This window comes from Rhizobium aethiopicum (assembly GCF_014197535.1).
In the GTDB taxonomy this organism is placed as follows: domain Bacteria; phylum Pseudomonadota; class Alphaproteobacteria; order Rhizobiales; family Rhizobiaceae; genus Rhizobium; species Rhizobium aethiopicum_A.
Genome location: NZ_JACIFV010000031.1, coordinates 29,363 through 55,877, shown reverse-complemented (window position 1 = coordinate 55,877; position 26,515 = coordinate 29,363). Strand labels below are relative to the sequence as shown.

General features: G+C 60.8%; 33 protein-coding genes and 1 pseudogene. 17 read left to right on the top strand and 17 right to left on the bottom strand.

Translation table 11 applies throughout. The features are described from left to right. Window positions 1–99 (top strand): annotated as a pseudogene (locus GGD53_RS27845) (IS481 family transposase); the annotation flags it as partial. A 34-nt stretch (window positions 100–133) separates the two neighbouring features. Here GGD53_RS27845 and GGD53_RS27840 read toward each other — a convergent pair. Next, the gene (locus GGD53_RS27840) at window positions 134–505 is read right to left on the bottom strand and encodes a hypothetical protein (protein ID WP_184459945.1); all 372 of its coding nucleotides are present in this window, start codon (window positions 503–505) and stop codon (window positions 134–136) included. A 275-nt stretch (window positions 506–780) separates the two neighbouring features. On the opposite strand from GGD53_RS27840, the gene GGD53_RS27835 reads away from it, so the two are divergent. The 3 genes from GGD53_RS27835 (at window position 781) to GGD53_RS27825 (ending at window position 1,726) form a co-directional block, all read left to right on the top strand. Beyond that, window positions 781–1,080 (top strand): hypothetical protein, encoded by a 300-nt coding sequence (locus GGD53_RS27835; protein WP_246717901.1) that lies wholly within the window; start codon window positions 781–783, stop codon window positions 1,078–1,080. Then, window positions 1,073–1,369, top strand: coding sequence for a hypothetical protein (locus tag GGD53_RS27830; RefSeq protein ID WP_184459944.1), 297 nt, complete (start codon window positions 1,073–1,075; stop codon window positions 1,367–1,369). The genes GGD53_RS27835 and GGD53_RS27830 overlap by 8 nt, the downstream gene beginning before the upstream one ends. A gap of 117 nt (window positions 1,370–1,486) precedes the next feature. Further along, entirely contained in the window at window positions 1,487–1,726 is a 240-nt protein-coding gene (locus GGD53_RS27825; protein ID WP_184459943.1) for a DUF6894 family protein, read from the top strand. On the opposite strand, the gene GGD53_RS27820 is transcribed toward GGD53_RS27825, so the two are convergent. Further along, a complete protein-coding gene (locus GGD53_RS27820) occupies window positions 1,710–2,450 on the bottom strand; it encodes a Crp/Fnr family transcriptional regulator (RefSeq protein WP_184459942.1) in 741 nt (246 codons plus the stop codon). The two genes, GGD53_RS27825 and GGD53_RS27820, sit on opposite strands and share 17 nt — an antisense overlap. A gap of 384 nt (window positions 2,451–2,834) precedes the next feature. After that, window positions 2,835–4,208, bottom strand: a complete 1,374-nt coding sequence (locus GGD53_RS27815) for a sensor histidine kinase (protein WP_184459941.1) — start codon at window positions 4,206–4,208, stop codon at window positions 2,835–2,837. Window positions 4,209–4,442: 234 nt separating this feature from the next. On the opposite strand from GGD53_RS27815, the gene GGD53_RS27810 reads away from it, so the two are divergent. Next, on the top strand, window positions 4,443–5,171 hold the full coding sequence (locus tag GGD53_RS27810) for a Crp/Fnr family transcriptional regulator (protein WP_184459940.1): 729 nt from the start codon (window positions 4,443–4,445) through the stop codon (window positions 5,169–5,171). Window positions 5,172–5,207: 36 nt separating this feature from the next. Here the strand turns inward: GGD53_RS27810 and GGD53_RS27805 are convergent, their stop codons facing one another. After that, window positions 5,208–5,468, bottom strand: coding sequence for a hypothetical protein (locus tag GGD53_RS27805; RefSeq protein ID WP_184459947.1), 261 nt, complete (start codon window positions 5,466–5,468; stop codon window positions 5,208–5,210). Window positions 5,469–5,659: 191 nt separating this feature from the next. On the opposite strand from GGD53_RS27805, the gene GGD53_RS27800 reads away from it, so the two are divergent. The 5 genes from GGD53_RS27800 (at window position 5,660) to GGD53_RS27780 (ending at window position 10,697) form a co-directional block, all read left to right on the top strand. Next, window positions 5,660–6,445: a FadR/GntR family transcriptional regulator gene (locus GGD53_RS27800; protein ID WP_184459939.1), complete on the top strand. Its 786-nt coding sequence runs from the start codon at window positions 5,660–5,662 to the stop codon at window positions 6,443–6,445. Next, window positions 6,442–7,416: a sialic acid TRAP transporter substrate-binding protein SiaP gene (locus GGD53_RS27795; RefSeq protein WP_085861817.1), complete on the top strand. Its 975-nt coding sequence runs from the start codon at window positions 6,442–6,444 to the stop codon at window positions 7,414–7,416. The genes GGD53_RS27800 and GGD53_RS27795 overlap by 4 nt, the downstream gene beginning before the upstream one ends. 253 nt (window positions 7,417–7,669) lie before the next feature. Further along, window positions 7,670–8,242: a TRAP transporter small permease gene (locus GGD53_RS27790; RefSeq protein ID WP_184459938.1), complete on the top strand. Its 573-nt coding sequence runs from the start codon at window positions 7,670–7,672 to the stop codon at window positions 8,240–8,242. A 4-nt stretch (window positions 8,243–8,246) separates the two neighbouring features. Then, complete coding sequence (locus GGD53_RS27785) at window positions 8,247–9,653, top strand: TRAP transporter large permease (protein ID WP_184459937.1); 1,407 nt, start codon at window positions 8,247–8,249, stop codon at window positions 9,651–9,653. A 9-nt stretch (window positions 9,654–9,662) separates the two neighbouring features. Then, window positions 9,663–10,697 carry an L-idonate 5-dehydrogenase gene (locus tag GGD53_RS27780; protein ID WP_184459936.1) on the top strand — a complete coding sequence of 345 codons (1,035 nt, stop codon included), beginning with the start codon at window positions 9,663–9,665 and terminating at the stop codon, window positions 10,695–10,697. Between the two features lie 66 nt (window positions 10,698–10,763). Here GGD53_RS27780 and GGD53_RS27775 read toward each other — a convergent pair whose 3' ends face one another. The 4 genes from GGD53_RS27775 to GGD53_RS27760 form a co-directional block, all read right to left on the bottom strand. Further along, a complete protein-coding gene (locus GGD53_RS27775; protein WP_184459935.1) occupies window positions 10,764–11,177 on the bottom strand; it encodes a curlin in 414 nt (137 codons plus the stop codon). A 170-nt stretch (window positions 11,178–11,347) separates the two neighbouring features. After that, entirely contained in the window at window positions 11,348–11,746 is a 399-nt protein-coding gene (gene csgH, locus GGD53_RS27770; protein ID WP_184459934.1) for a curli-like amyloid fiber formation chaperone CsgH, read from the bottom strand. Window positions 11,747–11,809: 63 nt separating this feature from the next. Then, the gene (locus GGD53_RS27765) at window positions 11,810–12,247 is read right to left on the bottom strand and encodes a curlin (protein ID WP_184459933.1); all 438 of its coding nucleotides are present in this window, start codon (window positions 12,245–12,247) and stop codon (window positions 11,810–11,812) included. 213 nt (window positions 12,248–12,460) lie between these two features. Beyond that, window positions 12,461–13,354 carry an alpha/beta fold hydrolase gene (locus tag GGD53_RS27760; protein WP_184459932.1) on the bottom strand — a complete coding sequence of 298 codons (894 nt, stop codon included), beginning with the start codon at window positions 13,352–13,354 and terminating at the stop codon, window positions 12,461–12,463. Between the two features lie 299 nt (window positions 13,355–13,653). Between GGD53_RS27760 and GGD53_RS27755 the strand changes: the two genes are divergently transcribed. After that, window positions 13,654–14,058 carry a hypothetical protein gene (locus GGD53_RS27755; RefSeq protein WP_184459931.1) on the top strand — a complete coding sequence of 135 codons (405 nt, stop codon included), beginning with the start codon at window positions 13,654–13,656 and terminating at the stop codon, window positions 14,056–14,058. A 54-nt stretch (window positions 14,059–14,112) separates the two neighbouring features. Here GGD53_RS27755 and GGD53_RS27750 read toward each other — a convergent pair whose 3' ends face one another. Then, window positions 14,113–14,418, bottom strand: a complete 306-nt coding sequence (locus tag GGD53_RS27750) for a hypothetical protein (RefSeq protein WP_184459948.1) — start codon at window positions 14,416–14,418, stop codon at window positions 14,113–14,115. A gap of 338 nt (window positions 14,419–14,756) precedes the next feature. On the opposite strand from GGD53_RS27750, the gene GGD53_RS27745 reads away from it, so the two are divergent. Both GGD53_RS27745 and GGD53_RS27740 read left to right on the top strand, forming a co-directional pair. Beyond that, window positions 14,757–15,593 carry an alpha/beta fold hydrolase gene (locus GGD53_RS27745; RefSeq protein WP_432443164.1) on the top strand — a complete coding sequence of 279 codons (837 nt, stop codon included), beginning with the start codon at window positions 14,757–14,759 and terminating at the stop codon, window positions 15,591–15,593. 117 nt (window positions 15,594–15,710) lie between these two features. Next, a complete protein-coding gene (locus tag GGD53_RS27740) occupies window positions 15,711–16,460 on the top strand; it encodes a gamma-glutamylcyclotransferase (protein WP_184459929.1) in 750 nt (249 codons plus the stop codon). Between the two features lie 26 nt (window positions 16,461–16,486). Here GGD53_RS27740 and GGD53_RS27735 read toward each other — a convergent pair whose 3' ends face one another. The 4 genes from GGD53_RS27735 to GGD53_RS27720 all read right to left on the bottom strand — a co-directional run bounded on the left by GGD53_RS27735 (window position 16,487) and on the right by GGD53_RS27720 (window position 20,519). Beyond that, window positions 16,487–17,386, bottom strand: coding sequence for a LysR family transcriptional regulator (locus GGD53_RS27735; protein WP_184459928.1), 900 nt, complete (start codon window positions 17,384–17,386; stop codon window positions 16,487–16,489). A 144-nt stretch (window positions 17,387–17,530) separates the two neighbouring features. Further along, a complete protein-coding gene (locus GGD53_RS27730) occupies window positions 17,531–18,877 on the bottom strand; it encodes an FAD-dependent oxidoreductase (protein ID WP_184459927.1) in 1,347 nt (448 codons plus the stop codon). A 2-nt stretch (window positions 18,878–18,879) separates the two neighbouring features. Further along, window positions 18,880–19,767 carry a dihydrodipicolinate synthase family protein gene (locus GGD53_RS27725; RefSeq protein ID WP_184459926.1) on the bottom strand — a complete coding sequence of 296 codons (888 nt, stop codon included), beginning with the start codon at window positions 19,765–19,767 and terminating at the stop codon, window positions 18,880–18,882. Window positions 19,768–19,823: 56 nt separating this feature from the next. Next, window positions 19,824–20,519, bottom strand: coding sequence for a GntR family transcriptional regulator (locus tag GGD53_RS27720; protein ID WP_184459925.1), 696 nt, complete (start codon window positions 20,517–20,519; stop codon window positions 19,824–19,826). A gap of 218 nt (window positions 20,520–20,737) precedes the next feature. Here GGD53_RS27720 and GGD53_RS27715 point away from each other — a divergent pair, with 218 nt between their 5' ends. Continuing rightward, window positions 20,738–20,938 carry a hypothetical protein gene (locus tag GGD53_RS27715; protein ID WP_184459924.1) on the top strand — a complete coding sequence of 67 codons (201 nt, stop codon included), beginning with the start codon at window positions 20,738–20,740 and terminating at the stop codon, window positions 20,936–20,938. Between the two features lie 108 nt (window positions 20,939–21,046). Here GGD53_RS27715 and GGD53_RS27710 read toward each other — a convergent pair whose 3' ends face one another. Continuing rightward, complete coding sequence (locus GGD53_RS27710) at window positions 21,047–22,348, bottom strand: GGDEF domain-containing protein (protein ID WP_184459923.1); 1,302 nt, start codon at window positions 22,346–22,348, stop codon at window positions 21,047–21,049. A gap of 152 nt (window positions 22,349–22,500) precedes the next feature. Here GGD53_RS27710 and GGD53_RS27705 point away from each other — a divergent pair, with 152 nt between their 5' ends. The 3 genes from GGD53_RS27705 (at window position 22,501) to GGD53_RS27695 (ending at window position 24,833) form a co-directional block, all read left to right on the top strand. Further along, complete coding sequence (locus tag GGD53_RS27705; RefSeq protein WP_184459922.1) at window positions 22,501–24,186, top strand: sensor histidine kinase; 1,686 nt, start codon at window positions 22,501–22,503, stop codon at window positions 24,184–24,186. Between the two features lie 2 nt (window positions 24,187–24,188). Beyond that, window positions 24,189–24,545, top strand: coding sequence for a response regulator (locus tag GGD53_RS27700; RefSeq protein ID WP_184459921.1), 357 nt, complete (start codon window positions 24,189–24,191; stop codon window positions 24,543–24,545). A 102-nt stretch (window positions 24,546–24,647) separates the two neighbouring features. Next, window positions 24,648–24,833, top strand: coding sequence for a hypothetical protein (locus GGD53_RS27695; protein WP_184459920.1), 186 nt, complete (start codon window positions 24,648–24,650; stop codon window positions 24,831–24,833). A 40-nt stretch (window positions 24,834–24,873) separates the two neighbouring features. Here GGD53_RS27695 and GGD53_RS27690 read toward each other — a convergent pair whose 3' ends face one another. The 3 genes from GGD53_RS27690 to GGD53_RS27680 all read right to left on the bottom strand — a co-directional run bounded on the left by GGD53_RS27690 (window position 24,874) and on the right by GGD53_RS27680 (window position 26,506). Continuing rightward, complete coding sequence (locus tag GGD53_RS27690; RefSeq protein ID WP_184459919.1) at window positions 24,874–25,392, bottom strand: hypothetical protein; 519 nt, start codon at window positions 25,390–25,392, stop codon at window positions 24,874–24,876. Window positions 25,393–25,466: 74 nt separating this feature from the next. Further along, window positions 25,467–26,009, bottom strand: a complete 543-nt coding sequence (locus GGD53_RS27685; RefSeq protein ID WP_184459946.1) for a GXWXG domain-containing protein — start codon at window positions 26,007–26,009, stop codon at window positions 25,467–25,469. Continuing rightward, entirely contained in the window at window positions 26,009–26,506 is a 498-nt protein-coding gene (locus tag GGD53_RS27680; RefSeq protein WP_184459918.1) for a metallophosphoesterase family protein, read from the bottom strand. The genes GGD53_RS27685 and GGD53_RS27680 overlap by 1 nt, the downstream gene beginning before the upstream one ends. Window positions 26,507–26,515 lie beyond the last annotated feature (9 nt).

The following is a 26,515-nucleotide window of genomic DNA, read 5'->3' as shown; positions in this document are numbered from 1 at the left end:
CGCTACAATTGGCACAGGCCTCACGGAAGCCTAAATTCAAAACCACCAATCAGCAGACTCGCTCTTACCCAGGACAACCTGTTGAGGCTCCACAGTTAGAGCGTCCTTTGTGTGTCCGAACGGACGCACGGCGCTAATGATAATAAGACGGGTCTCCCCCGAACAGAGCGGCGATCATCGCGTCGATATCGGAAGGACGCCCGCTGACGACAAAGCCCCCGGGCGGAGTTTCTGAGCGCTCGTCATGGGCAAAGATGAAAGGAATTCGGCGTGTCTCCAGCCATTCGTTCATCCACAGCATGGCTTCGTCGGAAATCGTCACGTCGATGATCACGGCATCGAATATGAGGCCTTCGCTCAAGCACTCCATCGCGCTGGGAATGACGACGGGACCCGCGAGCACCGCCTGGCGGGCGATCAATGCCTTTCTGGCACCGTCCGAGAGGAAACCGGCCTCACCGATGATAAGGATCGTCTTGCCGGCGACCGGGTTGAGCGACTTCATGGCGGACGCCTACGGTAATCCTGGTTTTAAGGTGATCATGCTGTTCAATGGCGGTTGGAAGCATAGGGCGGGTCCGCGCCTGTGCCGTGCCTACCATATTCGAGCCTGTCATGCGACGTTCGTTTTGTCGTGACCGCCGAACCCCCGCCGGGCCACCTTGTTCCCCCCGCGGTTCGGATCGGGCCCTGATCATCCGGTCCGTACGCTTCCGCACCAGCGGTTGAAATCGAAGATTCGAAGTTTAGGATCGTCGCATATAATGGGGAGGAACGCGGATGATCCAGCACTCGGGAATCACGAAGCCGGCGTTACAGCCCGATGACCTGGCAATGCTGACCACGGTCCTTGAGGGATGGTGTCAGGAAAAATCATGCGTGATCGCCAGCCCGGCCGCCGAACATATTGCCAGGGAACTCGTATCCTGGTTCGAATGCGGCATCAGGGACAAGCATAAGCTCGCCGGCCTGATGCGGCATGTGCATCTGGATCCGGAGGATCTGCTGATCACACCGGATGTGCCGCTCGGCGCAACGGCCTATGAGAACGCCGAACGGCCGGAATGTCACGATGAATAGAAGCCGGCAAAGCGCTCCTATCACGGCGGACCCCTCTGATCTCGGTTTTGTCGACCGACAGATCGCCTTGCGACAGATCGTCGACGATCTCCGAAACCTGCGCGGTGGCGCGCCGGACGACTTCGGTCGATCTCCGGCTCTCGATCGCCTGCTTTCCATGATCAGCGCTTCGGTCATACCGATTGCCAAAGCGGATGACGAGGATTGGGAAATTATTCTAATGGAGCTCCTCGAGCTTCGCGCGACGATGACGCGTCTTGCTACCGGCGTCGCCGAAACTTCCCATTGATTTCGATAGCCCGATTTAAGACAAGGATAATGTTGCTGTTTTGAATGACAGCCCGGTTCTTTTCCGCGGAACCTTACCCCACGTTATGGCATTGATTCTGCAACGATGGGGCGGCCGATGCCAAGATTTTATTTTAACGTCGTTTCAGACACCGGCATGATCGTCGATCCCGAAGGTTCGGAACTGGCGACCGTCGAAGACGCCAGGCGCGAAGCCGTTCAGGATGCGAGAGCCCTGATGAGCCAAGCGGTTCTTTCGGGAAAAGACATCTCAGCGAGAAAGATCTACATCTGCGACGAACTAGGGACCCTGCTTCTGATCGTGCCTTTCGCCGATACGATCAGGACTGCCGATTAGCGAGGCGCCGGATCGGCAGGCCGGTCAAACGTTCATATTCCCGCTCCGGAACGCCGTAGCTGCCGGCCGCGATCTCTTCCAGCCGCTCCCTGTCGAGGATCCTGACATTGGCGCGGGTCGATTTGATGACCCGCAGCCCTTCGATGACATGCAGCTCATTCGTCACTCCCGAGCGGCGCACGCCGAGCATGAGCGCCAGAAATTCATGGGTCAGCGGCAGATCGTTCCCATCAAGCCGGTCATGGCACATCAACAGCCAGCGGGCGAGCCGCTCATGCATGTTGTAGCGCCCATTGGCGAGCGCCGACTGGGCAAGCTGTATGTCGCAACAATGGACATAATTCAGGAACAGGTCGTTGGCGGCCGGAAATTCCGCCAGCATTCCTTTGAAATTTTTGACGGAAACCCTGAGGCCGGTTCCCGCGACCTGCATGAAGGTCCGGTTGGGCGTCGTCGCCGTCTTCAGTACGACATGGGCTCCCGACATGCCCTCATATCCGATATGCCCGACCTCGACGGCCTCGTCTTCGGCATTCGACGCGACCATCGATGCAAGGCCGTTCTCGATGAAGCAGACATGTTCGTTCGGCTCGCCTGCTTCGACCAGCACATGTTTCAGCGGCAGCTCTGCCACCTCGGCGTCAGCGACGAGCACATCGAAGGCAGCGGCAGGAAGAGCTTTCAACAACAAGTTACGAATGTCGCGCCGATCCGGAACAGCCATTACCGTCTCCTGCGGGAAGCAGCCCGCGGCTCATACCGGCAGCCGTCGTGATCGCGGTAATGATCAGTTTATGCGTCAAAATGACACGCATGGCCATATTGTGAAAGGTTCTGTGCGGTTTTGACAAAATGTGGAGGGAATAATCGTTGTGAAAATACAGAAGGACGAAAGATAAACGGCGAAGATGTGCCATGCGGCCCCCTCTTCCGACCCTGCGGGCCACCTTTCCCCGCTGGGGAGAAGACGGAGCAAGCCGCCTGTCCTTGTTTCCAGAAGAGACCTACAAAGAAGGCCGAGACATTGCTCCGAGTCTCTTCTCCCCTCGGGGAGAAGGTGGCGGCAGCCGGATGAGGGGGCCGCACGGCACACCCTTCAAAAAGCGCTTCACCCTTCCCTCGGCAAACGGATCACGAACCCCGTACCGGGCGCCCGGTCTTCGATATGCATCTCCGCCTTCAGCTGCTGCACGAGAGCGCGCACGATCTTCATTCCCAGACTTTTCCCATCGTTCTCGAAGGACAGCACTTCCGCGGGCAGACCCCGTCCGTCGTCGGCGATCTCGAGGCGGATCTCATCGGCAATGCTGCGGGCGCTGACCGTGACGGCGCCGGAGACGTCGGGATAGGCGTGCTTGAAGGCATTGGTCACCAGCTCGTTGACGAGGAGAGCGATCTGGATCGCCCGGTCCGCATCGACCATGCATGGATCAGCGTTGACGGATACCGCGTGGCGGGAGGTCGATTGCTGCAGGCGCTGGCAGAGGCTCGCCAGGAAATCCGCCAGATCTACCGTTTCGATATCCGGCTGACGCCATAATTGATCGTGCACCTGGGCAATGGTTCCGACACGGGCTTCCGCATCGCGAAGCGCCTGTCCGACCTCCTCCTGCTTGGTCGAGCGGGCCTGCATGGCAAGCATGGCCGCGACGAGGGCCAGGCTGTTCTTGACGCGATGGCTCATCTCCCGCAGCATGATCTGCTGGTGTTCTTCGGCAAAATGACGCTCCGTATCGTCCCGGAGCACTTTGAGGTAGCCGGCACGCTGGGCACGAAGCGGCATGGTCAAGCCGCTGCCCCAGAATGTCGAGCCGTCTTTGCGTAAGTGAAACCGCTCGTTCTCGGCGCGGCCGCGCTCGGCGGCCGCCTTCATCTCGCGTTCCAGGGCGCCGTCGTTGCGGTCCTCGGGAACGAAGAGAATGCGGGCGTCGCGACCAAGGATCTCGTCTTCCTCATAACCGAAGATACGACAGGCGCCGGTGTTCCAGCTGATGATCCGCCCATCCCGGTCGAAAGCGAAGATCGCATAGTCGATCGCGCTTTTGAGAATAAGCTGGAGACGCTCTTCGCCGGCGCGCCGAGTTTCGTCCTCATGAAGCATCTGCGTCCGGTCGCGGACGATTTTCAGAAGGCCGTAAGTCTCGCCGGCATCGTTACGAAGCGGCATCATCAGTCCCGACGCCCAGAACGAACTGCCGTCCTTTCTCACATGCCAGCGATTGTCGTCGGCGCGTCCGGTGGTCAACGCGAGCCTGATCTCCTTGAGCATCGCCCCGGCAAGCTGATCCTCGAACGTAAAGATGGCGGCACCGCTCTGTCCGATGATTTCGGGCGGCGAATAGCCGAAGAGTTTTTCCGCACCGGCACTCCACGTCACGACAGTGCCGTCGCGATTCATCGCAAAAATTGCATAATCCCGGGCGCTCTCGACGATGTGCCGATAGATCTCAGTCTCGTCACTCGGGAGGGGATATTGATCCATGCCAGCGCGCCCCGCAATTGCCGTCGACTACATTAGCACTTGCTACAGCAATTTCTCCACCGCGTGCGGTTGCGTACAAAACTCCCTCAAGGAACCTTCTGCCGATCATGAGAGTTAAGCCTGACCGCCTTGCAATCGGCCATTCCGGAGTTCATAATTTTGGGTACGGCCGAGCGCATCTGTGGTGCTGACGGCCGAGAGACAGTGTCCTCTTGCCAAACAAAGGGCAGAGTGATGCGAGCGTTCGAAAGCGAAAATCTCATTCTGTCGCAGTTGGCGGATCCGGAGCTTCTGGCTCTGGAGCGCATACTGGAACCGCTTCTTCTTCCACGCGACTTCGAGCTCGTCCATTTGGGCATGCCGGTCAGTCATTATTATTTCCTGGAAACCGGTATTGCTTCCATGGTGGCGACGAGCCCCGAGGGCAGGAAAGCCGAGATCGGCGTGCTCGGCAGGGACGGGATGTCGCCGCCGGCCCTGACGGCGGACGCGGAGCGGTTTTCATTCGACGTCATGATGCAGGTTGGCGGTCACGGGCGCCGTGTGGAAGCCGGGGCGCTCGCATGCTTCCTCGCCGCCCGCCCCGCCATCCGCCAGCTGCTTTCGCATTTCCTCCATACGTTTTTCGCGCAGGTCGCCAACACCGCGCTGTCCAACGCCGTTCACAAAATCGACGTTCGCCTGGCGAAATGGCTTCTGATGTGCCATGACCGCCTCGATGGGGAAGGAATTGAAATCACCCATGAGTACATGGCCACGATGCTGGGAGTCCGCCGCTCCAGCGTCACGGATGCCTTACACATCCTGGAGGGCGAGCATCTCATTTATTCCACCCGCGGCCTGGTAATCATCCGCAACCGCGCATCCCTCGAAGCCTTTGCAGCAGACGCCTACGACCTCCCTGGCATCACAGGACGCGGCTGGCCGGTGATCGACCGCCCGTCTCTGGCACTGAGGCGCTGAAGCCGTCGCGCACCGGGATCGACGATCTCTCAAGCGTCACTTTCCCGGCAGATCCTTTTCGGTCGTCGCAGCCGCCGGAAGGTTGTTCTGCGAGCCCTCTCTATCGGACGCGCGCAAAGGAGCTGTGGGCGCCTTCTGGACATAGATGCCGAGTCCGAGCGCGACGATGGCCACCACAAAAGCACCGGCGATGGCGGCAACCGATCGTCGCCCGTCCTGCTTGATCATTCCGAAAGCAAGAGCAATTCCGAGAAGGGCGGCCCCTCCCGATACTGCAAAAAGCCAGAGATAATTCATCATCACGCTCCCAATGTCGGGCCTCGAACCCGTGAAGATGGTGAAGGTTCCCACGGTCGTTGACGCGGCGACGATGTCCGTTGGAATTTCATGCGACGCATTGACGCACAACTGCCACGGTGTTACCAATCGAATTGGTCAGGCCAGTTGACCAGCTGCGCGCTTGAGGAGAAGCCGCCGGGGAGGCCAGAATGTTTTCGCCCATTGAATCGCGCCGCCTCTACAGGCAGGTGGCGGATCAGATTCGTTCGATGATCGCCGGCGGCGAGCTTGTCGTCGGCCAGAAGCTGCCGGCCGAGCGCGAGCTGGCGGAGCAACTGTCGGTCTCACGCCCGACCGTGCGCGAGGCGCTGATCGTTCTGGAGGTCGAGGGCCTCGTCAACATCCGCATGGGTTCCGGCATCTATGTGGTGCGCCGGCAGGGCATCAGCATGGCGACAAGCGAAAGCGAGCCGGTGGAGGGGCCTTTCGAATTGCTGCAGGCGCGCGCCATCATCGAATGCGCCATCGCCGAAGAGGCGGCAACCCGGGCCAGGGCTGAAGACATCGCCGTGCTCGACGAGGCGCTGATGCGCATGAGCGGCGGCGTCAACGATGCGGCGACCGTGCTCGCCGCCGACCGCGCCTTCCACACCGGCATTGCCGCCATCATCGGCAATGCGACGCTGATCCGCGTGACCGGCGAGATGTTCGACATGCGCATGACCCCTTATTTCGCCAGGCTCGCCAGCCATTTCGAGGGGCCGACGACATGGCGCAGAGCCGTCGACGAGCACCGGGCCATCCGCGATGCGATCGCCACCGGCGATGCGGCCGGCGCGAAGACTGCGATGCGCAGCCATCTCACCCTATCGCAGAAGAGATTTTCCGAGAGCTTCGGGGAGGAGTTTTCGGGAGAGGAGGAGCGCGGCCGCGACAAGTCGCCCGCGAAAGGAGCCATCAAGACTAAACCCGAGCTCGGGAGGAGAGAGCAATGAAGATGAGACTGGCAACGATACTGTGCACCGCGGCCGCGATCATGGCGACGACGGCGGTCGCGCATGCGCAGACGGTATTGAAATGGGCGCATGTCTATGAAACCTCGGAGCCCTTCCATACGGATTCCGTCTGGGCCGCGGAAGAGATCGCCAAGCGCACCGACGGGCGCTACAAGATCGAGGTCTATCCGGCCTCGCAGCTCGGCAAGGAAGCCGACATCAACCAGGGCCTCAAGCTCGGCACGGTCGACATCATCATTTCCGGCTCGAGCTTTGCCGCGCGCGACTACAAGCCGATCGGCGTCACCTATTTTCCCTATATCTTCCGCAATCCCGACCATCTGATCGCCTATACCAAGAGCGATGTCTTCAAGCGTCTCGCCAAAGGTTACGAGGACAAGACCGGCAACCACATCGCCGCTGTCAGCTATTACGGCACGCGTCATACGACCTCGAACAAGCCGATCGCCAAATGCGCGGACATGCAGGGCCTGAAGATCCGCGTGCCCGACGTTCCCGCCTATCTCGCGATGCCGCGCGCCTGCGGCGCCAACACCACGCCGATTGCCTTCGCCGAAGTCTATCTCGCTCTGCAGAACGGCACGGTCGAGGCGCAGGAAAACCCGCTGACGACGATCGAGGCGAAGAAGTTCTACGAGGTCCAGAAGAACATCATCCTTACCGGCCACATCGTCGATCACCTGAACACCGTGATCTCGAAGCAGCTGTGGGCGAAGCTCTCCGACGAGGACAAGAAGATCTTCGGCGAAGTGATGCAGCAGGCGGCCGAGCGCACGACCAAGACGATCGCCGGCAAGGAAAACAGCCTGGTTGCGACCTTCAAGGAAAAGGGCCTCAACGTCACCGAGGTCGACAAAAGCGATTTCGAGAAGAATGTGATGGAAAAGGTGAAGTTCGAAGACTTCGGCTACGAGAAGGCCGATTGGGAAGCGATCCGGGCGATTCAGTAAAGATCGCTCACTGCCTTCTTCGTGCCCCTCACCCTAACCCTCTCCCCGCGCACGGGGAGAGGGGACGTGCCCTGCGAGAGCAAGCGGGGAACGGAGAGGTCGAGGCATGTCCCTTCTCCCCGCGAGCGGGGAGAAGGTGGCGGCAGCCGGATGAGGGGCCGTGCCGCCGAGCAACGAACGAGATCCGTCGACACATAAAGGTCGCGCACCCCAAGCGCCGCTCCCTTCTTCTCCAACCGCAACAAGGCCGATCATGTCGCAAGAAATTCACACGCCAATCACGGCCGAGGAAATCGGTCACGAATTCGAAGGGCATGCGCCGACCGCGAACGTCTCGGACTATGCCGTCGAGGACTGGATCACGCTGATCGTCTTCTGGCTGATGGCCGGCTGCGTCTTCCTGCAGTTCTTCACGCGGTATGTGCTGAACGACAGCTATGCCTGGACCGAGGAGATCGCCATCAACTGCCTGATCGGCGTCGTCTTTCTCGGCGCCGTCATGTGCGTGCGCACCTCGCGGCATATTCAGGTGGACGTGTTCTATCATTATATGCCTGCTGGCCTGGCGCGCGTGCTCGCGACCTTCGTCGATATCGTCCGCATCGGTTTCTTCGCCTATGGCTGCTATTTGATGTGGCGTTACGTCGACATCGTCGCCGACGAGCAGATGGTCACCATCGACCTGCCGCGCAACATCGTCTTCTACTCGGTGCTTGTCGCCTTCGTGCTGATGCTGATCCGCGCGGTCATCGTCTTCATCGCCAATATGCGCCGCGGCTACTCCGTCCTGGAGCGCCCGGAAGAATTCCAATCCGTCGAAGGGTGATCCGATGCTGCTGCTTCTTGGCTCGTTTCTGCTGCTGATGCTGGTCGGCGTGCCCGTCGCCATCTCGATGGCCGTCGCCTCGGTCCTCTATATCGTCCTTTATGGCGTTGCGCCCGACATCATCGTCGCCCAGCGCATGATCGCCGGCGTCGAAAGTTTTCCGCTGCTCGCCGTGCCCTTCTTCATCCTGGCCGGCAATCTGATGAATTCCGCCGGCGTCACCGGCCGTATCTATTCCTTCGCGGTCGCGCTGGTCGGCTGGATGAAGGGCGGGCTGGCGCAGGTCAACATCATCGGCTCCGTCATTTTCTCGGGCATGTCGGGCACCGCGCTCGCCGATGCGGCCGGCATCGGCACGATCGAAATCAAGGCGATGAAGGACCATGGCTATCCGGTCGAAGCGGCGGTCGGTGTGACGGCCGCCTCCGCCACGCTCGGGCCGATCTTCCCGCCGTCGCTGCCCTTCGTCATCTACGGCATGATGGCAAACGTCTCGATCGGCGCACTCTTCATGGCCGGTATCCTGCCCGGCATCGTCATGACGCTGCTGATGATGATCACCGTCGCCGCCTTCGCCTATCGCAAACGCTGGGGCTCCGACGCACCGTTCAATGTGCGCGAGCTCCTGTCGGCCGGCATGGAAATCCTCGTCGTCCTCATGGTGCCTGTGGCGATCTATCTGATGATGCGTGCCGGCCTCTCAATGAATGCTGCGGCGGGTATTGCCCTTCTCCTGCTTCTGGCGCTCGACTGGTATTTCGGCTTCTCCGCCGTCATGGCGCTGATGACCCCCGTCATCCTGATCGGCGGAATGACAATGGGCTGGTTCACGCCGACGGAGGCAGCGGTCGCGGCCGTGCTCTGGTCGCTCTTCCTCGGCCTCGTGCGCTACCGCACGATGACGCTCTCGACACTCGCCAAGGCGAGCTTCGATACGATCGAAACGACGGCGTCGGTGCTCTTCATCGTCACCGCCGCATCGGTCTTCGCATGGCTCTTGACGGTCAGCCAGGCCGCGCAGCTGCTTTCGGATGCGATCCTGTCGATCACCGACAATAAATGGGTGTTCCTGATCCTGGTGAACCTGCTGATGCTCTTCGTCGGCTGCTTCCTCGATACGATCGCCGCAATCACCATCCTCGTGCCGATCCTTCTGCCGATTGTCGCCAAGTTCGGCATCGATCCCGTTCAGTTCGGGCTGATCATGACGCTGAACCTGATGATCGGCTTGCTTCATCCGCCGCTCGGCATGGTGTTGTTCGTGCTCTCACGGGTGGCGAAGCTTTCGGTTGAACGCACGACGATGGCGATCGTGCCCTGGCTGGTGCCGCTGTTCCTGGCGCTGATCCTGATCACCTTCATTCCCGCCGTATCGCTCTGGCTGCCGCAGCAGCTCGGACTGTTGAGATAGGAGGTCAGGATGCAGACGCGTCTGGCGCGGCTTTATCAAAAAGGCGATCTCAGGGTCGAAATGGACACGGTTCCGGCTCCCGGTCCAGGCGAGGTGCTTCTCAAGATGGCGGCCGCCGGCATCTGCGGCTCCGACCTGCATTATTATCAGGACGGCGGCTTCGGGCCGGTCAGGGTGCGCGAGCCGATCATTCCCGGCCACGAGGCCTCGGGGAGGGTGAGCCAAGCGGGCGAGGGGGTCGATCTCAAAGCCGGCACGCTGGTCGCAGTCAATCCGAGCCAGCCCTGCGGCCATTGCGAATATTGCTTGAAGGGACTGCCGATCCATTGCCTCGATATGCGCTTCATGGGCAGCGCGATGCGCCTGCCGCACGAGCAGGGCATGTTCCGGGAGTGGCTGGTGGTGCCGGCCCGACAATGTTTCGAAATGGCAGCCGAGACGACCGCCGCGGAAGCGGCCTGCAGCGAGCCGCTCGCGGTCTGCCTGCATGCCGCATCGCGCGCCGGCGAGATATCGGGCAAACGCGTCCTCGTCACCGGCGCCGGCCCCATCGGCTGCCTGATGGTTGCCGCCGCGCGGTATCACGGTGCGGCCGAGATCGTCGTGACCGATCTGGCCGATGCCGCGCTCGCAAGGGCCAAAGCGATGGGCGCCAGCCGCACGATCAATGTTTCCCGGGATGCGGCATCGCTTGCCGAATTCGAGGCGGGAAAAGGCTATTTCGATCTCGTTTTCGAATGCTCGGCCGCCGCACCCGCGATCCGCAGCGCGATCGCCGCCATTCGGCCGCGCGGCACGATCGTGCAGGTCGGCGTCACGGGCGAGATCCCGGTCCCGCTCAACGCCATCGTCGGCAAGGAGCTCCATATCCACGGCACGCAGCGGTTCCACGAGGAATTCGCCCCTGCCGCGAGGCTGATCGCAAGCCGCAAGATCGATGTGCGGCCGATCATCAGCCACAGCTTACCCTTGGAAGAAGCCGCCGCCGCCTTCACTCTTGCCGGCGACCGTACAGCCGCCTGTAAGGTACAGCTCACATTTTAGCGGCTTAATACTCGCCGTAGAGATTCGTATGGGTGCTGACTGGTCGCGCCCGGCTTGTGAACTGCCTTACCAGCCATAGCTGAAGGTAGCACCACTGCCGTTATCCCCATCTTGCACGACGTCCGTTTCAGTATTTCGCCCATACTGGAAAATGCCATAGGCATTGTTGTTGCCGTTCTGCCGCAAGGTCGCGGAATGACCATTGCCCCGTTGCCGGACGAAGCCGAGGTTGCCGCGGCCAGCCTGAGCGATACCAGCCGCGTTACCCCGACCCATCTGCCGGATGTCAGCGTCTTTCAGACCGCGGTAGAGCGAATAGGCGCGCAGCCCGGTTGAAAAAAGTCCGGCGTCCTGGGCATTGTCCGGTGCGAGGTTGAACGAGATCCGGCCGCCGGCATAGGCTGGCGCAGTCAAGGCTACTTGGCTCAGGCTCCCGGCAAGAAGGGTGACGGCAAGGATCTTAAACACGTTGCGGGTCATTCTGATCTCCATTTCCGGCTGCCTCAGCCGATGATCAACTTTCGCATCTTGCAGCTGAACCCAGCCGGAATTGCTCGTTCAGTTGTCGTTCAGTCGTTTCGGCCTGATTGAATGCGAAAGGGCGCCGGAAACGGCGCCCTTTCAGGAAAACTCTAGAATGTGGTGACCGATCAGTTGCCGCCAATCTGCTTCGCGCAGCTGAAACTCTCATCCCCGACGACGACGTCCAGCGTGGCTTTGTATTTGGCTCCCTTCGAGTCGAGCGAGACCGAACCAAGGATTGCCGCATGTCCCTCGACGGCCTCAAAATCGCCACTCTGGTTGATCGTGGAGCTTCCGCCGTCTCCCACTTTTTCGACATGGAAGGTATAAGTCCCGCCGACATGCTTGTCGGCGTGGACGAGCGCGTCCAGTCTCACCATACCTGCCCCCGGGGTTGCTTTGATTTCGCAAAGCTGCACCCGGTCAGGTTGGTTGGCTGTCGTCATGGCGGAAACCGCGCCGACGGGAAGCAGGACCAGCGCGAGAATCGTCATCGCGCGGCGCGGATGTTTGATGCTATTTGGCATGGTCAATTCCCCTGGTGGTCTGCTGTTGCGATCCTGACCTGTTTCACGGCATCCTGCAGCCGCTTACGGGCAGGCCTGAACGAAAGCGGCGACATTGCCGTTGCCGCCCTGGCTGACATTGGCGCTGCAGCCGTGGCCGACCTGGACGCCGGCCGCGATGTTGCCATTACCATCCTGGGTAAGGATGGTCGTATGGCTGGAGCCGAATTGGCCAATGCCCGCTACGTTGCCATTGCCGCGCTGATAGGTGGCGCCATAGTTGTCGTTGCCTTCCTGACCGACAGCTGAAAGATTATGGCGACCATATTGACGGCCGAGAATTCGGTTGTAGCCACCGTTCTGGTAGGTTCTGATCCGGTTTCCGTATCCTTCCTGTGCCCCACCGGCAGAGTTCGACCAGCCATATTGTTCGATACGAACATCATTGGCCATGGCGGGGGCTGCGGCGGCAATGCCGACGAGAGCGACGAGTGCGGTTGCAATGATAGACGTGCGGATCATGAATATGTCTCCTCAGGCGGATAAGACCGCGGTTGAACGTCTTTCTTCTAGACGCTCCCTTCGGAACGGAAGCTGAAGGCACCATTCAGTCGGGGTTCATTGGCGGAGATCGGCGCGGTGTCCGCCATGGGTGAGGTACGGCCGCAGCATCTTTCAGAGAGATTGTGCGCCGCATCCCGCTCGAGAGTTGAGGCGAGGGATAGGAGCGCCCACTTATGCGACACCAGCCAAATGCTGCCGCTTAGAAGATTGCTGTACTCGCTCCCTCGCAAGGTCGCTCAGCATCTGTCGGGCTACGGCTGGCATAACATGATGTGGCAGGTGGCCGACGCCCTCGATCAACCTGATCATCGGCCTCGGATGTTTCTGCCGAAGGCCATCGATATGCCAGGCCGGCTGAACTATGCGATCCTCCGAACCGAACAGGACGTGTAATGGAAGATTGCCGGGCAGCTTCGGCAGCAGTTCCATGTCTTTGTTGAAGGCCCGCAGCTCGTTAGCCATTGTTTCGATTGCGCCCGGATTGACCATATGAGCGGCCGGCAACACCGACAGCTGGGGAGGCAACGTGTTTGGAAAGGATGATGACCGCAGACCACGGTCGAGAAAAAACGCTGCCCATCGGCTGATTACATGCTGGCGGATCAAGGATCCCACCACCGGGGCAACGGACGCCCGGAGGATGGGCAGCGGTTTCGGTGGGACGGGCCTGCAGCACGGCGAAATCAGAAGCAATCCGTTCACCAGCTCCGGCCGGCGCGCTGCCAGATGAAGTGCCGGCGCGCTGCCGATGGAGTGGGCTACGATCGAGACGCAATGCAGGTCCATTGCATCGATCAGGCGCTCGAGCCAAAAGGATTGGCCTATCGGTCCTCGTTCAGCGAGAGGAAGAGGGCTGCTGAAACCGTAGCCCGGGCGATCGGGGGCCACCATTCGGAACGGGCTCTGAGCAAACGGAAGCAGAACCTCTTCAGCCAGGCTCCCACAGCCATGGAGGACGAGGACCGGTGTCGCGTTCAAGTCGCCGCTCTCCAGAACATGCACCTGGTGCTTGTCGATCTGGTAAATCGTGCCGATCCGGGGGCGAAATGCCTGCTGCTTCAACATGATCCAACAAACGCCCGCGGTTGGTTCTCGGTTCCGCGACGCTTGTAGCTTAGTTCAACCAACCTGTTCTGCCCGGAGCGTGCCTGCGGCAAGCCGCCGTAACAGGTTCCACTGACACGTGCCATCCGGGTTAACCTGCTTCGCCCGTCGGCAATGTTGTCTAGTGTCGCCACGCCTCCCGGAAATATTTCTATTGTAACATCGATAGCAGTGCTGGACGCCCCAAAGATCTTCTGATGTGCTCGTTCTCAGAAGCTTGAAAACATGCTAAGTTTCGTCGGCAACAGAGGGGAAAACCAATGCCACGCATCGCTAATCTTTACTTCAAGACCGCCATCATCTTCCTGATCGCCGGCATCTCGGTCGGCCTTCACATGTCGATCTCAGGGAATCACGCACCGACCGGGGCCCATGCCCACGCCAACCTGCTCGGCTGGGTCACCATGGCGCTCTTCGGCGTTTACCACGCGCTCAATCCACACAAGGCCGAGAAGCGCCTGGCGATAATCCAGTACGTCGTCTACACCTTCGGCGTCGCGGTGCTGATCCCGTCCCTTTATCTGCTGCTTTCCGGAAACACGGCGATGGAACCGATTGTCGCCATTTCCTCGCTCATCGCCTTCGCCGGCGTGCTGATGTTCGCCGTCATCATCTTCTCGGGCAGCGAGGCTTCGAGTCCGGCCGGCGTCTCCCGGGCGCACTGATCCAATCGGGAAAGAGCGACGATCTCTGTTGCCAAGTTGCATGTCCGAATTTTCTTAGCGCATCTCGTGCTTTTGCACTGAGAACGATTCGGGCCTGGCTTGGCAACCGTTGATCGACGCGGTCAAATGCGGATCGTGCCAGGTTGCGAAGTCTTGGATGCAGCCGATCGCTGTCACATCGGCTCCGCGAGAGCGGAGATTTGCTAGAATGCTTTTGGGCCTGTTCAGCAATCCAATCGGCAGGATGATGAACGCGTTCGCGGCGGCGGGCGTCTTCACGCCCTCGCTAATCAGCCACGGCGACGCTTTTGGCACCGGGCGCATCTTGTATGCCGTCCGCTGCGGCTTCAGCAGGGTCATAAGTGGGAAATTCCAGTTCCAGATAGCCTAACTTGACTGGAGCACATCAGGCCCGGACCCATTATTTCATGAGAGGCAATAAATTCGAAATTATTCTCGCAATTGTGGATGTGCGGGTCCGACGGCAATATCACCCCTGTCAGACGAACACTGCGTCGCCTGACCTTTTTCAATAACGAAATCACAGGACAGAGATGACACAGCCTCGTTATTCCCTAACCCGCCGAGACGCGCTGTTGTCCATAGGCGTCACAGCAGGGGCCATGGCCATTTCACCCTCTCTCAGCTTCGCAGCCAACGCTGCTCCCACCGCCAACCTAATCGAAGGAACCAAGACGATGGCATATGTAACCACCAAAGACGGCGTTGAAATCTTCTACAAGGACTGGGGCCCTAAGGATGCCCAGCCGATCATGTTCCACCACGGATGGCCGCTGTCGTCCGACGACTGGGACGCGCAGATGCTGTTTTTCCTGTCGAAAGGTTTTCGCGTCGTCGCCCATGACCGGCGTGGCCATGGCCGATCCGCCCAGGTAGCAGACGGTCACGATATGGACCATTACGCAGCCGATGCCTTTGCCGTCGTCGACGCGCTCGGCCTGAAGAATGTCGTCCATATCGGTCACTCCACCGGTGGCGGTGAGGTCGCCCGTTATGTGGCCAAGCATGGCGAGCCTGGCGGCCGCGTCGCCAAGGCCGTTCTCGTCTCGGCCGTGCCGCCGCTGATGCTCAAGACCGCGGCCAATCCCGAAGGCCTTCCGATGGAAGTGTTCGACGGTTTCCGCTCCGCACTTGCCGCCAACCGCGCGCAGTTCTTCCGCGACGTTCCGGCCGGTCCATTCTACGGTTTCAATCGGGATGGCGCCAAGGTGCAGGAAGGCGTGATCCAGAACTGGTGGCGTCAGGGCATGATGGGCGGCGCCAAGGCCCACTACGACGGCATCAAGGCTTTCTCCGAAACCGACCAGACGGAGGACCTGAAGGCGATCAGCGTTCCCACTCTCGTCTTGCATGGTGAAGACGACCAAATCGTTCCGATTGCGGACTCGGCGCTGAAGTCGGTGAAGCTTCTGAAGAACGGTTCGCTGAAGACCTACCCCGGCTTCTCGCATGGCATGCTGACCGTCAATGCCGACGTGCTGAACGCCGACCTTCTCGCCTTCGTGAAGGCCTGAGCGGCCCTGGCGACGAGTGCGGCCTCCCACGCACCCGTCGCCTCACAAACCACAAGATCCACAAGCGCTCGGCGCGGTGGTCTCCCGGCTGCTACCTCGTTGAAACGATCTCCCAACATGCGAAAAACACCCATCGCCAAGACACGGGTACCGGTTGCCATGCACCTGACCCCTGACCTCGTAGCCAAAACCTTCAAGCTAGTCGAGGACGAGGGCCCAGAGCCTAACTGGACCCAAATCTCGGGTCAGCAACTCGATGAACTCGTCAGCAGAGTCGAGCAGGAGGCCGCGGACGAGGAGATATGGGTGTTCGCTTATGGATCCTTGATGTGGAACCCGGGCTTTCAAGTGGCAGCAAGTGAAGATGCCGTTGCATACGGGTGGCATCGTGCGTTCTCATTGAGGATAGAACGGCTGCGGGCCACCTCCGATGTGCCGGGTCTGATGCTGGCGCTTCGGCCGGGAGGAAGTTGCTCTGGCCTCGTCCTGAAGCTCCCCTGCGCGACGAAAAAACAGGATCTGCGTACGCTTCTGGCGCGCGAAATCCGATATGCCGAGGTGTGCGACATGGTGCGATGGGTTTCGGTCAAGACGCCGACGGGTACACGCCGCGCGCTCACATTTTGGGCGAGCACGAAGCGATCAGGGCTCACGGAGAAGATACCGCTCGATGACGCCGCAGTGTTGATCGCTCAGGCATGCGGACCGGCGGGATCCTGCGCGGAATACCTGCATCGGACGGTCTTGGATCTGGCGAACCGGAACATCTTCGATCGAAATCTGTGGCAGCTGCAGCAAATGGTCGCCGCAAGACTACGGGCACTTTCACAGGACGGTTCGATCTGCGAGAAGGTGCACGTCTCCTGATCCGTGGTGATGCGCGGCCGTGTACGTCAATCCAGCATGACCATCTGCGCCGCGACTTGCTCTTCGAAGAATTTCGAGAATGAAGCGATGCGAGGTGGAAGCGCTTGGTACGGCGGGTAAAACAGCGTCAGCCACAGGTCCGGCGGCGCCCATCCCTTGAAGACGTGGACGAGACGACCGCTCCTGATGTGATCGGCGATGTTGAATCCCGGGAGCAGCGCGACACCTGCACCGTTGGCGGCCATGTCGGCCAGGACCTCGCCACTGTTGGCGCTGAAGGCCCGACCTGCCGAGATCGTGATGCTTGAGCCGCCGTCGGACAATACCCAGCTCTCGCGCCGGCTCTCGCCACTATAGGCGAGGCAGTCGTCTGGCTTTAGCTCGCTGGGATGTTGCATATCGGCGAAACGGCTCCCCGGGGCCGCGACCAGGATACGCGGCACTACCCTGATTTTTCTCCAGATCGTGTACTTGTCCGAAGGCTGTGATGAGATGCGGATCGCCAGATCGTAGTCGTCATCGACGATGTTCACCAGACCGTCGGACAAGGAGATCTCAAAGCTCATCTTCGGATAGCGTTCCTTGAAACCTGACAGGATCGGCGGCAGCACGGTCTTGCCGAACCATGTCGGCGCACTGATCCGCAGCCGCCCTTCGTCCGCCTTGTGCGCATTCATCACATCCCGTCGCGCTTCTTCCAGCGTCTTCACCGCTGGCTGGATCTGCGCGGCGAAGATCGCGCCGTCTGTCGTCAGCGAGACCTGCCTCGTCGTGCGCACGAAAAGCTGCACGCCAAGTTCCGCCTCGAGTGCTGCGATCGCGCGTGTGACGGCCGCCGGCGTCATGTCCAACTCGCGGGCGACCTGGGCGAAATTTCGCTTCTCGGCCGCGAGCAGGAAGGTTCTGAGGGCTTTGTAATCGTTCATGCCATTGTTTCAGGATTTGCAATTCAATCGAGAGGAATATTGCAATACCGGATGGCGATCAACGGGTGAAGTTTTGAGACGATCGCTGCCTTTATTGGGGACCAGTCATGAACCCGCGCCGCCATCAAGTGACTAGGCCACCACTCATTCCGCCCCCGCACGCCATTCGCGATAGGCGAGATGGATCTTCGCGCCGATCGTTGTCAGCGGCTGCGGCGGCAGTGATACCGGCGCCGCGAGGCGACTGTAGACGCGGCCGAGTTCGGAGTCGTGCCCCAGCACGCGTTCGGCCGCGGCGATGCCGGCGGCGGTGGAGTTGGATGCGCCGAGGCCGTTGCAGCCGCAGGCGGCGAAAACACCGCACTCGACTTCTCCGAAGGCCGGCACATGATTGTGCGTCAGCGCCATCGCGCCGCCCCAGCGGTATTGCATGCCGATACCGGCAAGATCAGGAAAGCGATGGGCGAATTTGCCGTCATGAAGGCGGCCGGCGCTGCGGATGGCGGCATCGCTGATTGCGATGCCGGGATTGTAGCTGTAGCGCGACCGCACCAGGATGCGGTCGCCGCCCGCAGTGTTGATGCGCCGCACCGTCGTTCCCATCGGCAGGGCAGGGGTGGCCGCCCATTTCCTTTGGCCGCCGAGCCTTGCCGGATCGAATTCCCGCGTCATGGACGCGTAGGTGAAGACATGGAGGAGGCGTCTGCGGAAGAAGCCGAAGCTTTCGACGTGGCCGTTATTGGCCATGATGATCTTCGCCGCCCGCACCGATCCCTTCGGCGTCTTCACCAGCCAGCCGTCGCCGGAGCGTTCGAAGGAGAGAGCAGGCGTCTGCTCGAACAGCCGCACCGTCTCCTTCAGACAGTCCGCCATTCCGCTTATATAGGCGGCCGGCTGGATGATGACCGTCCCCGGCGAGAACAGGCCGGAGGTAAAGGCCTTCGATCCGGTCACGGCCTCGATTTCATCGCGTTTGAGCAGTCGATGGGGCTCGCCCATCTTCGAAAGCTGCTGCGAGTAAGCGTGCAGATGTTTGTCGCCTTTCGCGCTCATCGCAATGCTGTAGCGGCCGCACGGATCGAACAGATCCTTTCCCCAGCCGTTCTCGGCAGCCAGTTCGGTGGCAAGAGTGATGGCCGAACGCTGCAGGAGCACGGAATCGCGGAACCTGCCTTCCGACTCGCCGCTGAAATCGTCCGAGGAGACCTCATGCGGCAGGTCGATGATGAAGCCGGAATTGGCGCCGGCCGGACCTTCGCCGACGATGCCGGCTTCGAGAATCGTCACCCGGAGGGTCGGATCGAGCCGCGAGAGGCGGTGGCCTGCGGAGAGACCGGCAAAACCGCCGCCGATGATCGCGACATCGACGCTGATCGCTTCGCTCAAGACCGGCCGCGATGTGCGCGGGGCAAGTGTGGCCACCCATCCCGATATGCGCGCACGTTTGGGAAGCCTGGATGCGACGAAGACGTTCTTAGCGGTCCGGCTCACGGTCAAATCGCCTCCCGCTCCATGAGCGCTTCAAGGGAGCGGCGCAGCGCGGGAAGCTTCTCGGGAGCCAGCGCGCGCAACGGCTTGCGCGGACCGCCCGCGCCATAGCCGATGAGATCGGCGGCAGCGTAGACGGACTGCACGTAATCACCTTCCCAGATCAGCCCCATTGCCGGTTCCAGGATCTTCCAGAGCGCGCGCACCTCATCCCATTTGCGCTCGGCCGCCGCCGCCACGAGAGCGACGCAGGTTTTCGGAGCGAAATTCGCGCCGCCCCAGATCAGGCCGTCGCATCCGGCATAAAGCGCGTAGGGCACGAGCGGATCGGCGCCGTTCATCACGAAACGGCCGGTGCGAATGAGCGCCGCTTGCTTGCTGAGGTCGCCGCCGCTGTCCTTGACGGCGCAGAAGCCGGGAATCTCGTTCAGCCTGTCGAGGAGCTCCGGCGTGATGGCGACGCCCACCGCCTGGGGCACGTTGTAGCCGATGACGGGAAGGCCTGATCTGGCGACCTCGGTGTAGAAATCGAGAATACCCTGATCGTCGGTCGGGCCTTCGAAGAAAGGCGGAAGCACCATGACGCCTTCGGCGCCGGCATCGCGGGCGCGTGCCGTCCGCTCTACGACGTCTTCGACGAGGAGCGCCGAGGTCTGGGCGATCACCTTGGCGCGGCCGTTGACGATCCGGGCGCCGCGGCGGATCAGTTCCTCGGATTCCGCCTTGGAGAGATAGACATGCATGCCGGTGCCGGAGCTGAACAGGAAGCTTCTGACCCCGGCGGCAAGATAGCGCTCGACATTGTCTTCAAGCCTGCTGTAGTCGATGCGGCCGGCATCGTCGAACGGCGTGGTGATTGCGAGGTTCAGTCCCGGAAACGGAAATGCGGTCATTGGATGAGATCCCTTGCACTGGCTGTCTTGAGCTGCGTGTCTTGTCCTGGCCGGCCCTAGAGGCTCGGCGCTTCCATTCCCTCGGGGGCCGCGTACATGGCCATGTTGCGCCGGGATAGTTCGAGATGGAGCCGCGCCAGCTCACCAGAGGCTTCGGCATCGCGCCGCTCGATCACCTCGATCATCTCGTCATGCTGCTGCGCCGCCAGTTCGAGCTCTTCCTGCATGCGCGGTGTGTTCGGATGTTTGTAGAAGATCTTGCCGATACGGGCATGGTCGATCTGCAGGCGACGCAGGCTCGGGACCACATAGACGTTATGGGCCATCTCGCCCACCTGCCGGTGGAACCGGTCGTTCTGGAACACCCGGTCTTCGACGTCGCAATCATCCACCGCTTTGCGGAAGGCGCGCTGGATTTCCTTCAGAGCTTCGAGCTCCGCTTTCGTTCCGTTCTCGGCTGCGAGCTTGTTTGCGGTGATGTAGATCATCGGCGCAAGCAGGAAGAAATCGCGCAGCGACTGGTAGCTCATGGAACTGACGCGGGCGGCGCGGTTTGTCTCGAGCTCGATATAACCCTCGCCAGCCATCTGTCGCATCAGCTCGCGCACCGGCGGGCGGGAAAGCCCGAACTCTTCGCTCAAGGCTACTTCATCAAGCACGGCTCCCGGAGGCAGCTCCATCGTCAGAATGCGTCTGCGCAAAGCGAGCTCAAGGCTGCCCTTGCGATCCGGACCTGCGGTCTCTGTGTTCATGTCGACGCCTCCATAATTCTTAACGTAGACGTTAAGTAGACAAATCCAAAACGTCAAGGGACGGCGATTGGAAGGGATGTCCCGAAGCTGCGCGATGAGGTTCGCAAAGTGGGAGCGCGATGCTGCGCGGAAACAAAACGGCGGCTGTGTTGTTACTGATAGGAACGCGCAGGAGCGTTTGCCTTGCGAAGGAAAGTAGCCGTAACGGGAGCAAGACGATGGACACAGCAACACATTGGGCGCTTCTCCTCGGCATATTGACCTTGGCGAGCTGGTTAGCCGGAGGCTTCGCGGCGGTGCTTGGAAACGTGGAGCTTGGCCATCATGGGCAAAAGACAGCCGAATATCTGACATTCGGTCTGAGCGTCACCGGCTTCATCTCCGCCGTCGCGATGGTATTGATCCTGGTGATCCGATGACATCGATCACCCGAGTGCCCATAGATCCAACCTTCTCCCAATCGTCGATCTTGGCTGCGAGCTGGATGATCGTTCGGGAAAAGGAGCTCTGATCGATCTGCCTATCCGCTACCCCTGTCGTCGCGCGGCGGCCTGCCCGGCAGCGGCAGGCGGACGACGAAAGATCGAGACCTGGTTGCGTCCGGCTTCCTTGGCGCGATAAAGCGCCATATCGGCTTCGTGCTGGAGATTGGCCAACGAAACGTCCGTATCGACAGCCGACTTAAACGCCACGCCGACGCTCAGCGTCACCGAGGGCCCGACCCTGGAGGCCGGGTTTGGCAGAGCGGCCGCTTCCACGCTCTCGCGTATTCGCCTGGCAACCGCGACGGCCTCTTCTTCATCGACATCCGGAAGCACGATGAGAAACTCCTCGCCGCCATGTCGCGAGACGAGATCGCGATCGGCGCGCACGCAGCTCTGGATGATGCCGGCAACCTTGACGAGGCAGCGATCGCCTTCGCTATGGCCAAGCCGATCGTTCAGCGCCTTGAAGTGATCGATGTCGCACATCAGCATGGCTGCGACGACGCCGGTTTCGCGGCCGTTGCGCCAGAGGCCCTCGAGCGTTTCCATCATCCAACGGCGGTTGGCGATTCCGGTCAGCGGGTCGGTTCTGGCCAGCCGCTCCAATCGGGCGTTCGCGTCGGCAAGCTCCGCGACACGGCGCTGATCCCTGCAGTCCAGGAGAAATGTCTTCTGCGCCAGGATATTCATCGTTCGCCTGGCGACCACCGTCGCGATGATCCCACAGGAAAAGAACAGGGTCGCGGCGACGACACTGCCCGCTTCCAAAAGCGGGTTGTGCCATTGAAGGATGAAGTACAGACATAGAGCATAACAGGCGATTGCGGTCGTCCAGGCCAGCGGCACGCTGAAGATGGTGATTGCGCTCGTCGCGACGAACAACATGATGCTTAGATGCCGCTCGTAAAATTCGCCGCCGGTAAAAACGCCGACGAGCCCGACCGAGAGGAGAATAAGGAACATTCCCACAAGCAGCGACGCCCGCTGAACGGCCGCCGGGCGCGGCTTGTTCCAAACGACTGCGGTCAAAATTGCCGCCGGCGGCAAAAGGCAGGCGGGAGCAATCATCGACAGAACGATCTGCCCGGGAAGCAGGAGCGCGTTCAGCGCCAGCGTCAGAACATCGACAAATGCGACCCAAATCATCCAGGAGCGGATGACCTTCGCCGTCTGCCGCCACAGCCTTTCGTCAAAACGGCGGCGCAGCTCGCCTGTCAGGCGGATATCGCGGGTTCGGCCCGATAAAAGACGTTCGACCTCATCCGCCATTGCGCCGGTCAACGGCCGTGGCGGCAAAGACCCGGCTGGCGAGGTTTCAGAGGAAGTGCTTTTGGCATCACTCATCTTTGATTTAACTAGCCGCGATGCAAAGCTCGGCAAGGCTTACGCATTCGCATCGGGATTCGTATGTTGATATTTTGTAAACAAGATTGCGCGCGCGGTCTGGGCCGGATCGTCTCGATCATGCTTCCAACCCTTTTCCGAGAGGGGACAGTATGAGACTCAAACTGGTTGCAGTTGCGGTCGCGGCGCTGGCGCCGGTGGTTGCGATGCTCTTCTACAACGAGATCGCGCTCCGCCACCAGCGCAACGAGGAAGTGCGCACCTCCGCGGCACAGGCGGCGAGGCAAGCCTCGTCAGAGGTCGAACGGATTATTGAGGGCCTGCACGCCCTTCTCGTCTCCGTGTCATCAATGCCTTCCGTCCGGCACCTCGACGTCCAGGCTTGCAACGACGCCCTGAAATCAGTTGCCGAAAACATTCCCAACATCCGCACCATCTTCGTCGCCGGGCTCGATGGGCGGCCGATCTGCGGAAGCATGGCTTTTCCCGCGGGCGTGGTCTTTTCCGACCGCGATTATTTCCGGCAGACTTTGGAGACCAAGGACTTTTCCGTCGGCACCTATACGCAGAGCCGCCTTTCCGACCGCCCGGTGCTGCCGCTCGCGATACCCCTGATGGACGGCGATATCATCAAGGCCATCATCGTCAGCGGAATCCGGCTCGACTGGCTGCAGAACCGCATCACCGAGCGCGGCGTTGCTCCCGGCAATGCGGTGACCATCGCCGACGGCAAGGGAACCATCGTCGCGCATGTTCCCTCTCCCGATCAGTTCGTCGGCACGATCTTGCCCGAGGAATACCAGCAGCTGATCCACGCCGAACAGCCTGATGTCATCGAGACCACCCAGGACGGAACAGCGCGCATCCTCGGTTATCGCCCGATAGCCTTGCCTTCCAGCCCGCTCTATGTCAGCGCCGGATTCTCGAAAACGGAGGTCTTCGCGCCGATCGACCGGGCCACGCTGATGAATACGCTCGCCATCATCGGCGGTGCACTTTTCGCCTTCGTCGCCGCGATCTTTATCGGTAACCGCTTCATCCTGATGCCGATCTCCAGGATCGCGGATGTGATGGAAAGTTGGCGCAGCGGTCAGACGACGGCGCGGACCGGGATGAAGGGACCGGACGAGCTGGGGCTCGTCGGCGCAACCTTCGATCGCCTGCTCGATGAACTCGAAGACCGCAGGCGCCAAAATCAGCAGGCGGAGGAGGAGCGGAGCCTGCTCGTCCGCGAGCTTGCGCATCGCGTCAAGAATGGCTTCACGCTCGTGCAGGCGATTGCCAGACAAACCTTCTCGCGGTCCGATCCGGAGAGATACAATTCCTTCGCCGAGAGGCTGGCAGCCCTCGCCGGTACCTATGACCTCATCCTGTCGCGGGAGGGGTCGGCTTCGCCCATTCGGGATATCCTCTCGGCCGCCCTGCGGGCGCATGTCGCCTCGCAAGCCGAGCGCATTCGTCTCGATGGACCGGACGTGGTTCTTCCGGCGGACACCGCCCTGCCGCTCTCGCTGGTGATTCATGAGCTGGCGACCAACGCAACCAAGTATGGAAGCCTCGGCAGCGAAAATGGAACAGTCACCATCGAATGGAAGCATGGGGATGGACGTGTCCTCCTTCTGTGGACGGAAGCCGGCGGACCGCCGGTCTCGACGCCGACAAAAAAGGGCTTCGGCTCGGTGCTCATAGAACGTGCCTTCCCGTCGAAGGCGCAGGCGCGATCCCGCGTGGACTACCAGACCGAAGGCCTCATCTTCGAAGTAATATTTTCGATCGGGGAACCGGTTGCCAGAGGCGAAGTTGACCCTCTGAGCCGGGACGTAACGCATACGAGCTAGAGATGAAAACCAAGGTGGTCGTGGTCGAGGACGAGGCTCTGCTGCTGATGATGGCGGTTGCCATCGTCGAGGAGGCAGGCTTTGAAGCGCTCGAGGCACGCAATGCCGACGAGGCGCTCATGCTCTTCGAAAGAGTGCCCGGCATCCGGATCCTGTTTACAGATATCGACATGCCGGGCAGCATGGATGGTTTGATGCTCGCAAGGGCCGTCCGCGATCGCTGGCCGCCCGTGGAAATCATCATCGTCTCCGGCATGAAGCAGCCGGACGCGGGCGCTTTACCCGAGCGCGGCGTCTTCTTCTCCAAACCCTATGATACCAGGCAGCTTACCAATGCCCTCCTCCGCATGGCCGCGTAGGGCTTCGGCCGCGGCATAGGCTGCGCGACGGGAAATGACGCGGGATGATGCATCCTTTTGGAATCTCGTGCGTTTTCCCTGCTTCAACAGCAGGAGACCACCATGTCCAAACGCGAACTCATCGATACAGGCACCGACAGGCGCTACGTCCGCCGCGACGATCAGGGTCGTTTCACCGAGTCAGCAGACGTCGGCCGCTCGCTCTCGGCAGACAAGCGGCGTCGGGCAAAAAATGATGCGAAGCCCGGAGAAGGCGACCGCGGCGACCATCACGCCAAAAGGCACTGAATTCGAGCCGTCGCTCCGCTGAGCGCAGCGGCCCGACCGGCTATCTTTCTGCCATGGAAGGCCGCTGCAAATCGATGCGGCTGGTTACGACCGGCTGGCCGGAAGCAGGATCCTGATCGACGGTCTGCAGTCGAAGCTTGTTCTGCCCGACCTTCTCAATCGTTAAAATTGCATCTCGGTCTCCGTTGACCAGCCGCGCCCAAGTCACCCGCAGGTTGAGGGCGGCGCCTTTCCTGTTCCCTGCAAGCTTCGACGGCAGTCCTGATGGTCCCACGTAATTGCCGGTATATCGCTCTCCGGCGGCCTTTACAGTCGCGGAGAAGGTTCTGGTGAAAACCGCAAGACCGCGACACGTCCCGCTCATTGAGACGGCCGATGTACCTGCGTCAGATCGAAGCGTGCAGGAGACTTTGAGATTCGGGCCGCCTATCTTGGTGAGCACCATTCCGGTTCCGCTCCAGTCCCCGCCCAAAGACTGTAGAAAGCCAGCTTCCGACGCTGTTGCCTTGGCCGGCAAGCAGGAGAGCGAGAGCAAAGTCGCAATCAGAGCAGCACGCATGAGATCCCCCGGGTTGCATGCCATAACACTCGAGCGGAGCACATTGTTCCCCGCGTGCAATCATTGCCCTCGCCTCATTCACTCCGTCGCCGCGATGCGACCTCGATCCTCCGGAGCTTGAAGAAATAACGGCGGGCATCGCCGTCGACGCACATCATACCAGCGAGCTCGTCGTCTCCCGTCCTGCGGAAATAGTCGGCGATTGGCTGCCTGTCGTAGATCATAGCGGCTGTGGTGAGGTCATCGACGGTCTGAAGCTTCAGCGACGCGGTCGTACCCCGCGCCCTGAGCGCCCTCTGCAGATAGGAGAACCAGTTCCGGGCGATCCGAGTGCGGCCGAACGGCGCCGCCTTGATGGCCAGGCTGATCGGAAGAATGCCGGGGTCGATCGCCACCAGCCGATCCGACCGCCACTGAAAGAGGAGGGCGTCCGCGCGCATGTCAGCGTGGAACCGCTTGCCGAACCAGCCGAGGTTCTCGAGAACGCCGTCGAGCGGGTGATCCGATGGTATGCCCGCACCTTGCCACAGGCCGAGCATCTCGGTCGGCTGGACCGGCGCCAGCGAAGAGAACCAGGCCCACATTTCACTCTGTCGCTTAGCACTTTTCAGCGGCATCATGACCCCGGCTTCGTCGACAACAGGGCTTGCAGCGACACCGGCCTGAGGCCCTGCGCATCGACGCCGACATCGTACTGGCGGGGCAGGGGCTTGAGGCGGCCGTGGGAATGTCCGTGCAGATTGATCGACTTCTTGCCCATCTTGTTCCAGGTGCGGAAGGGGTAATGGCACAGGATCAGCAGATGATCGTCCAGCGTCATCTCGCTGTAGTGCTGAACGCTTGCCCATCCCGTCGCCTCTGTCGTCGTCGGAGGATCATTATTCCCGATGATGAGGTGCTTCCGCCCGTTCAGCATCGAAAGGAGCTGGTCGCAGTCCCCACCGCGGAACGACATGAAGTCGCCGAGATGCCAGATATCGTCCTGCGGGCTAATGATCTCGTTCCAGTTCTGGATCAGGGTCACGTCGTGGGACGTCATGTCGGGAAAGGGGCGTCGGTCGATGCGAAGGACGCGGGGATCTGCAAAATGGGTATCGCCGGTAAAATAGATCATCTGACAGAG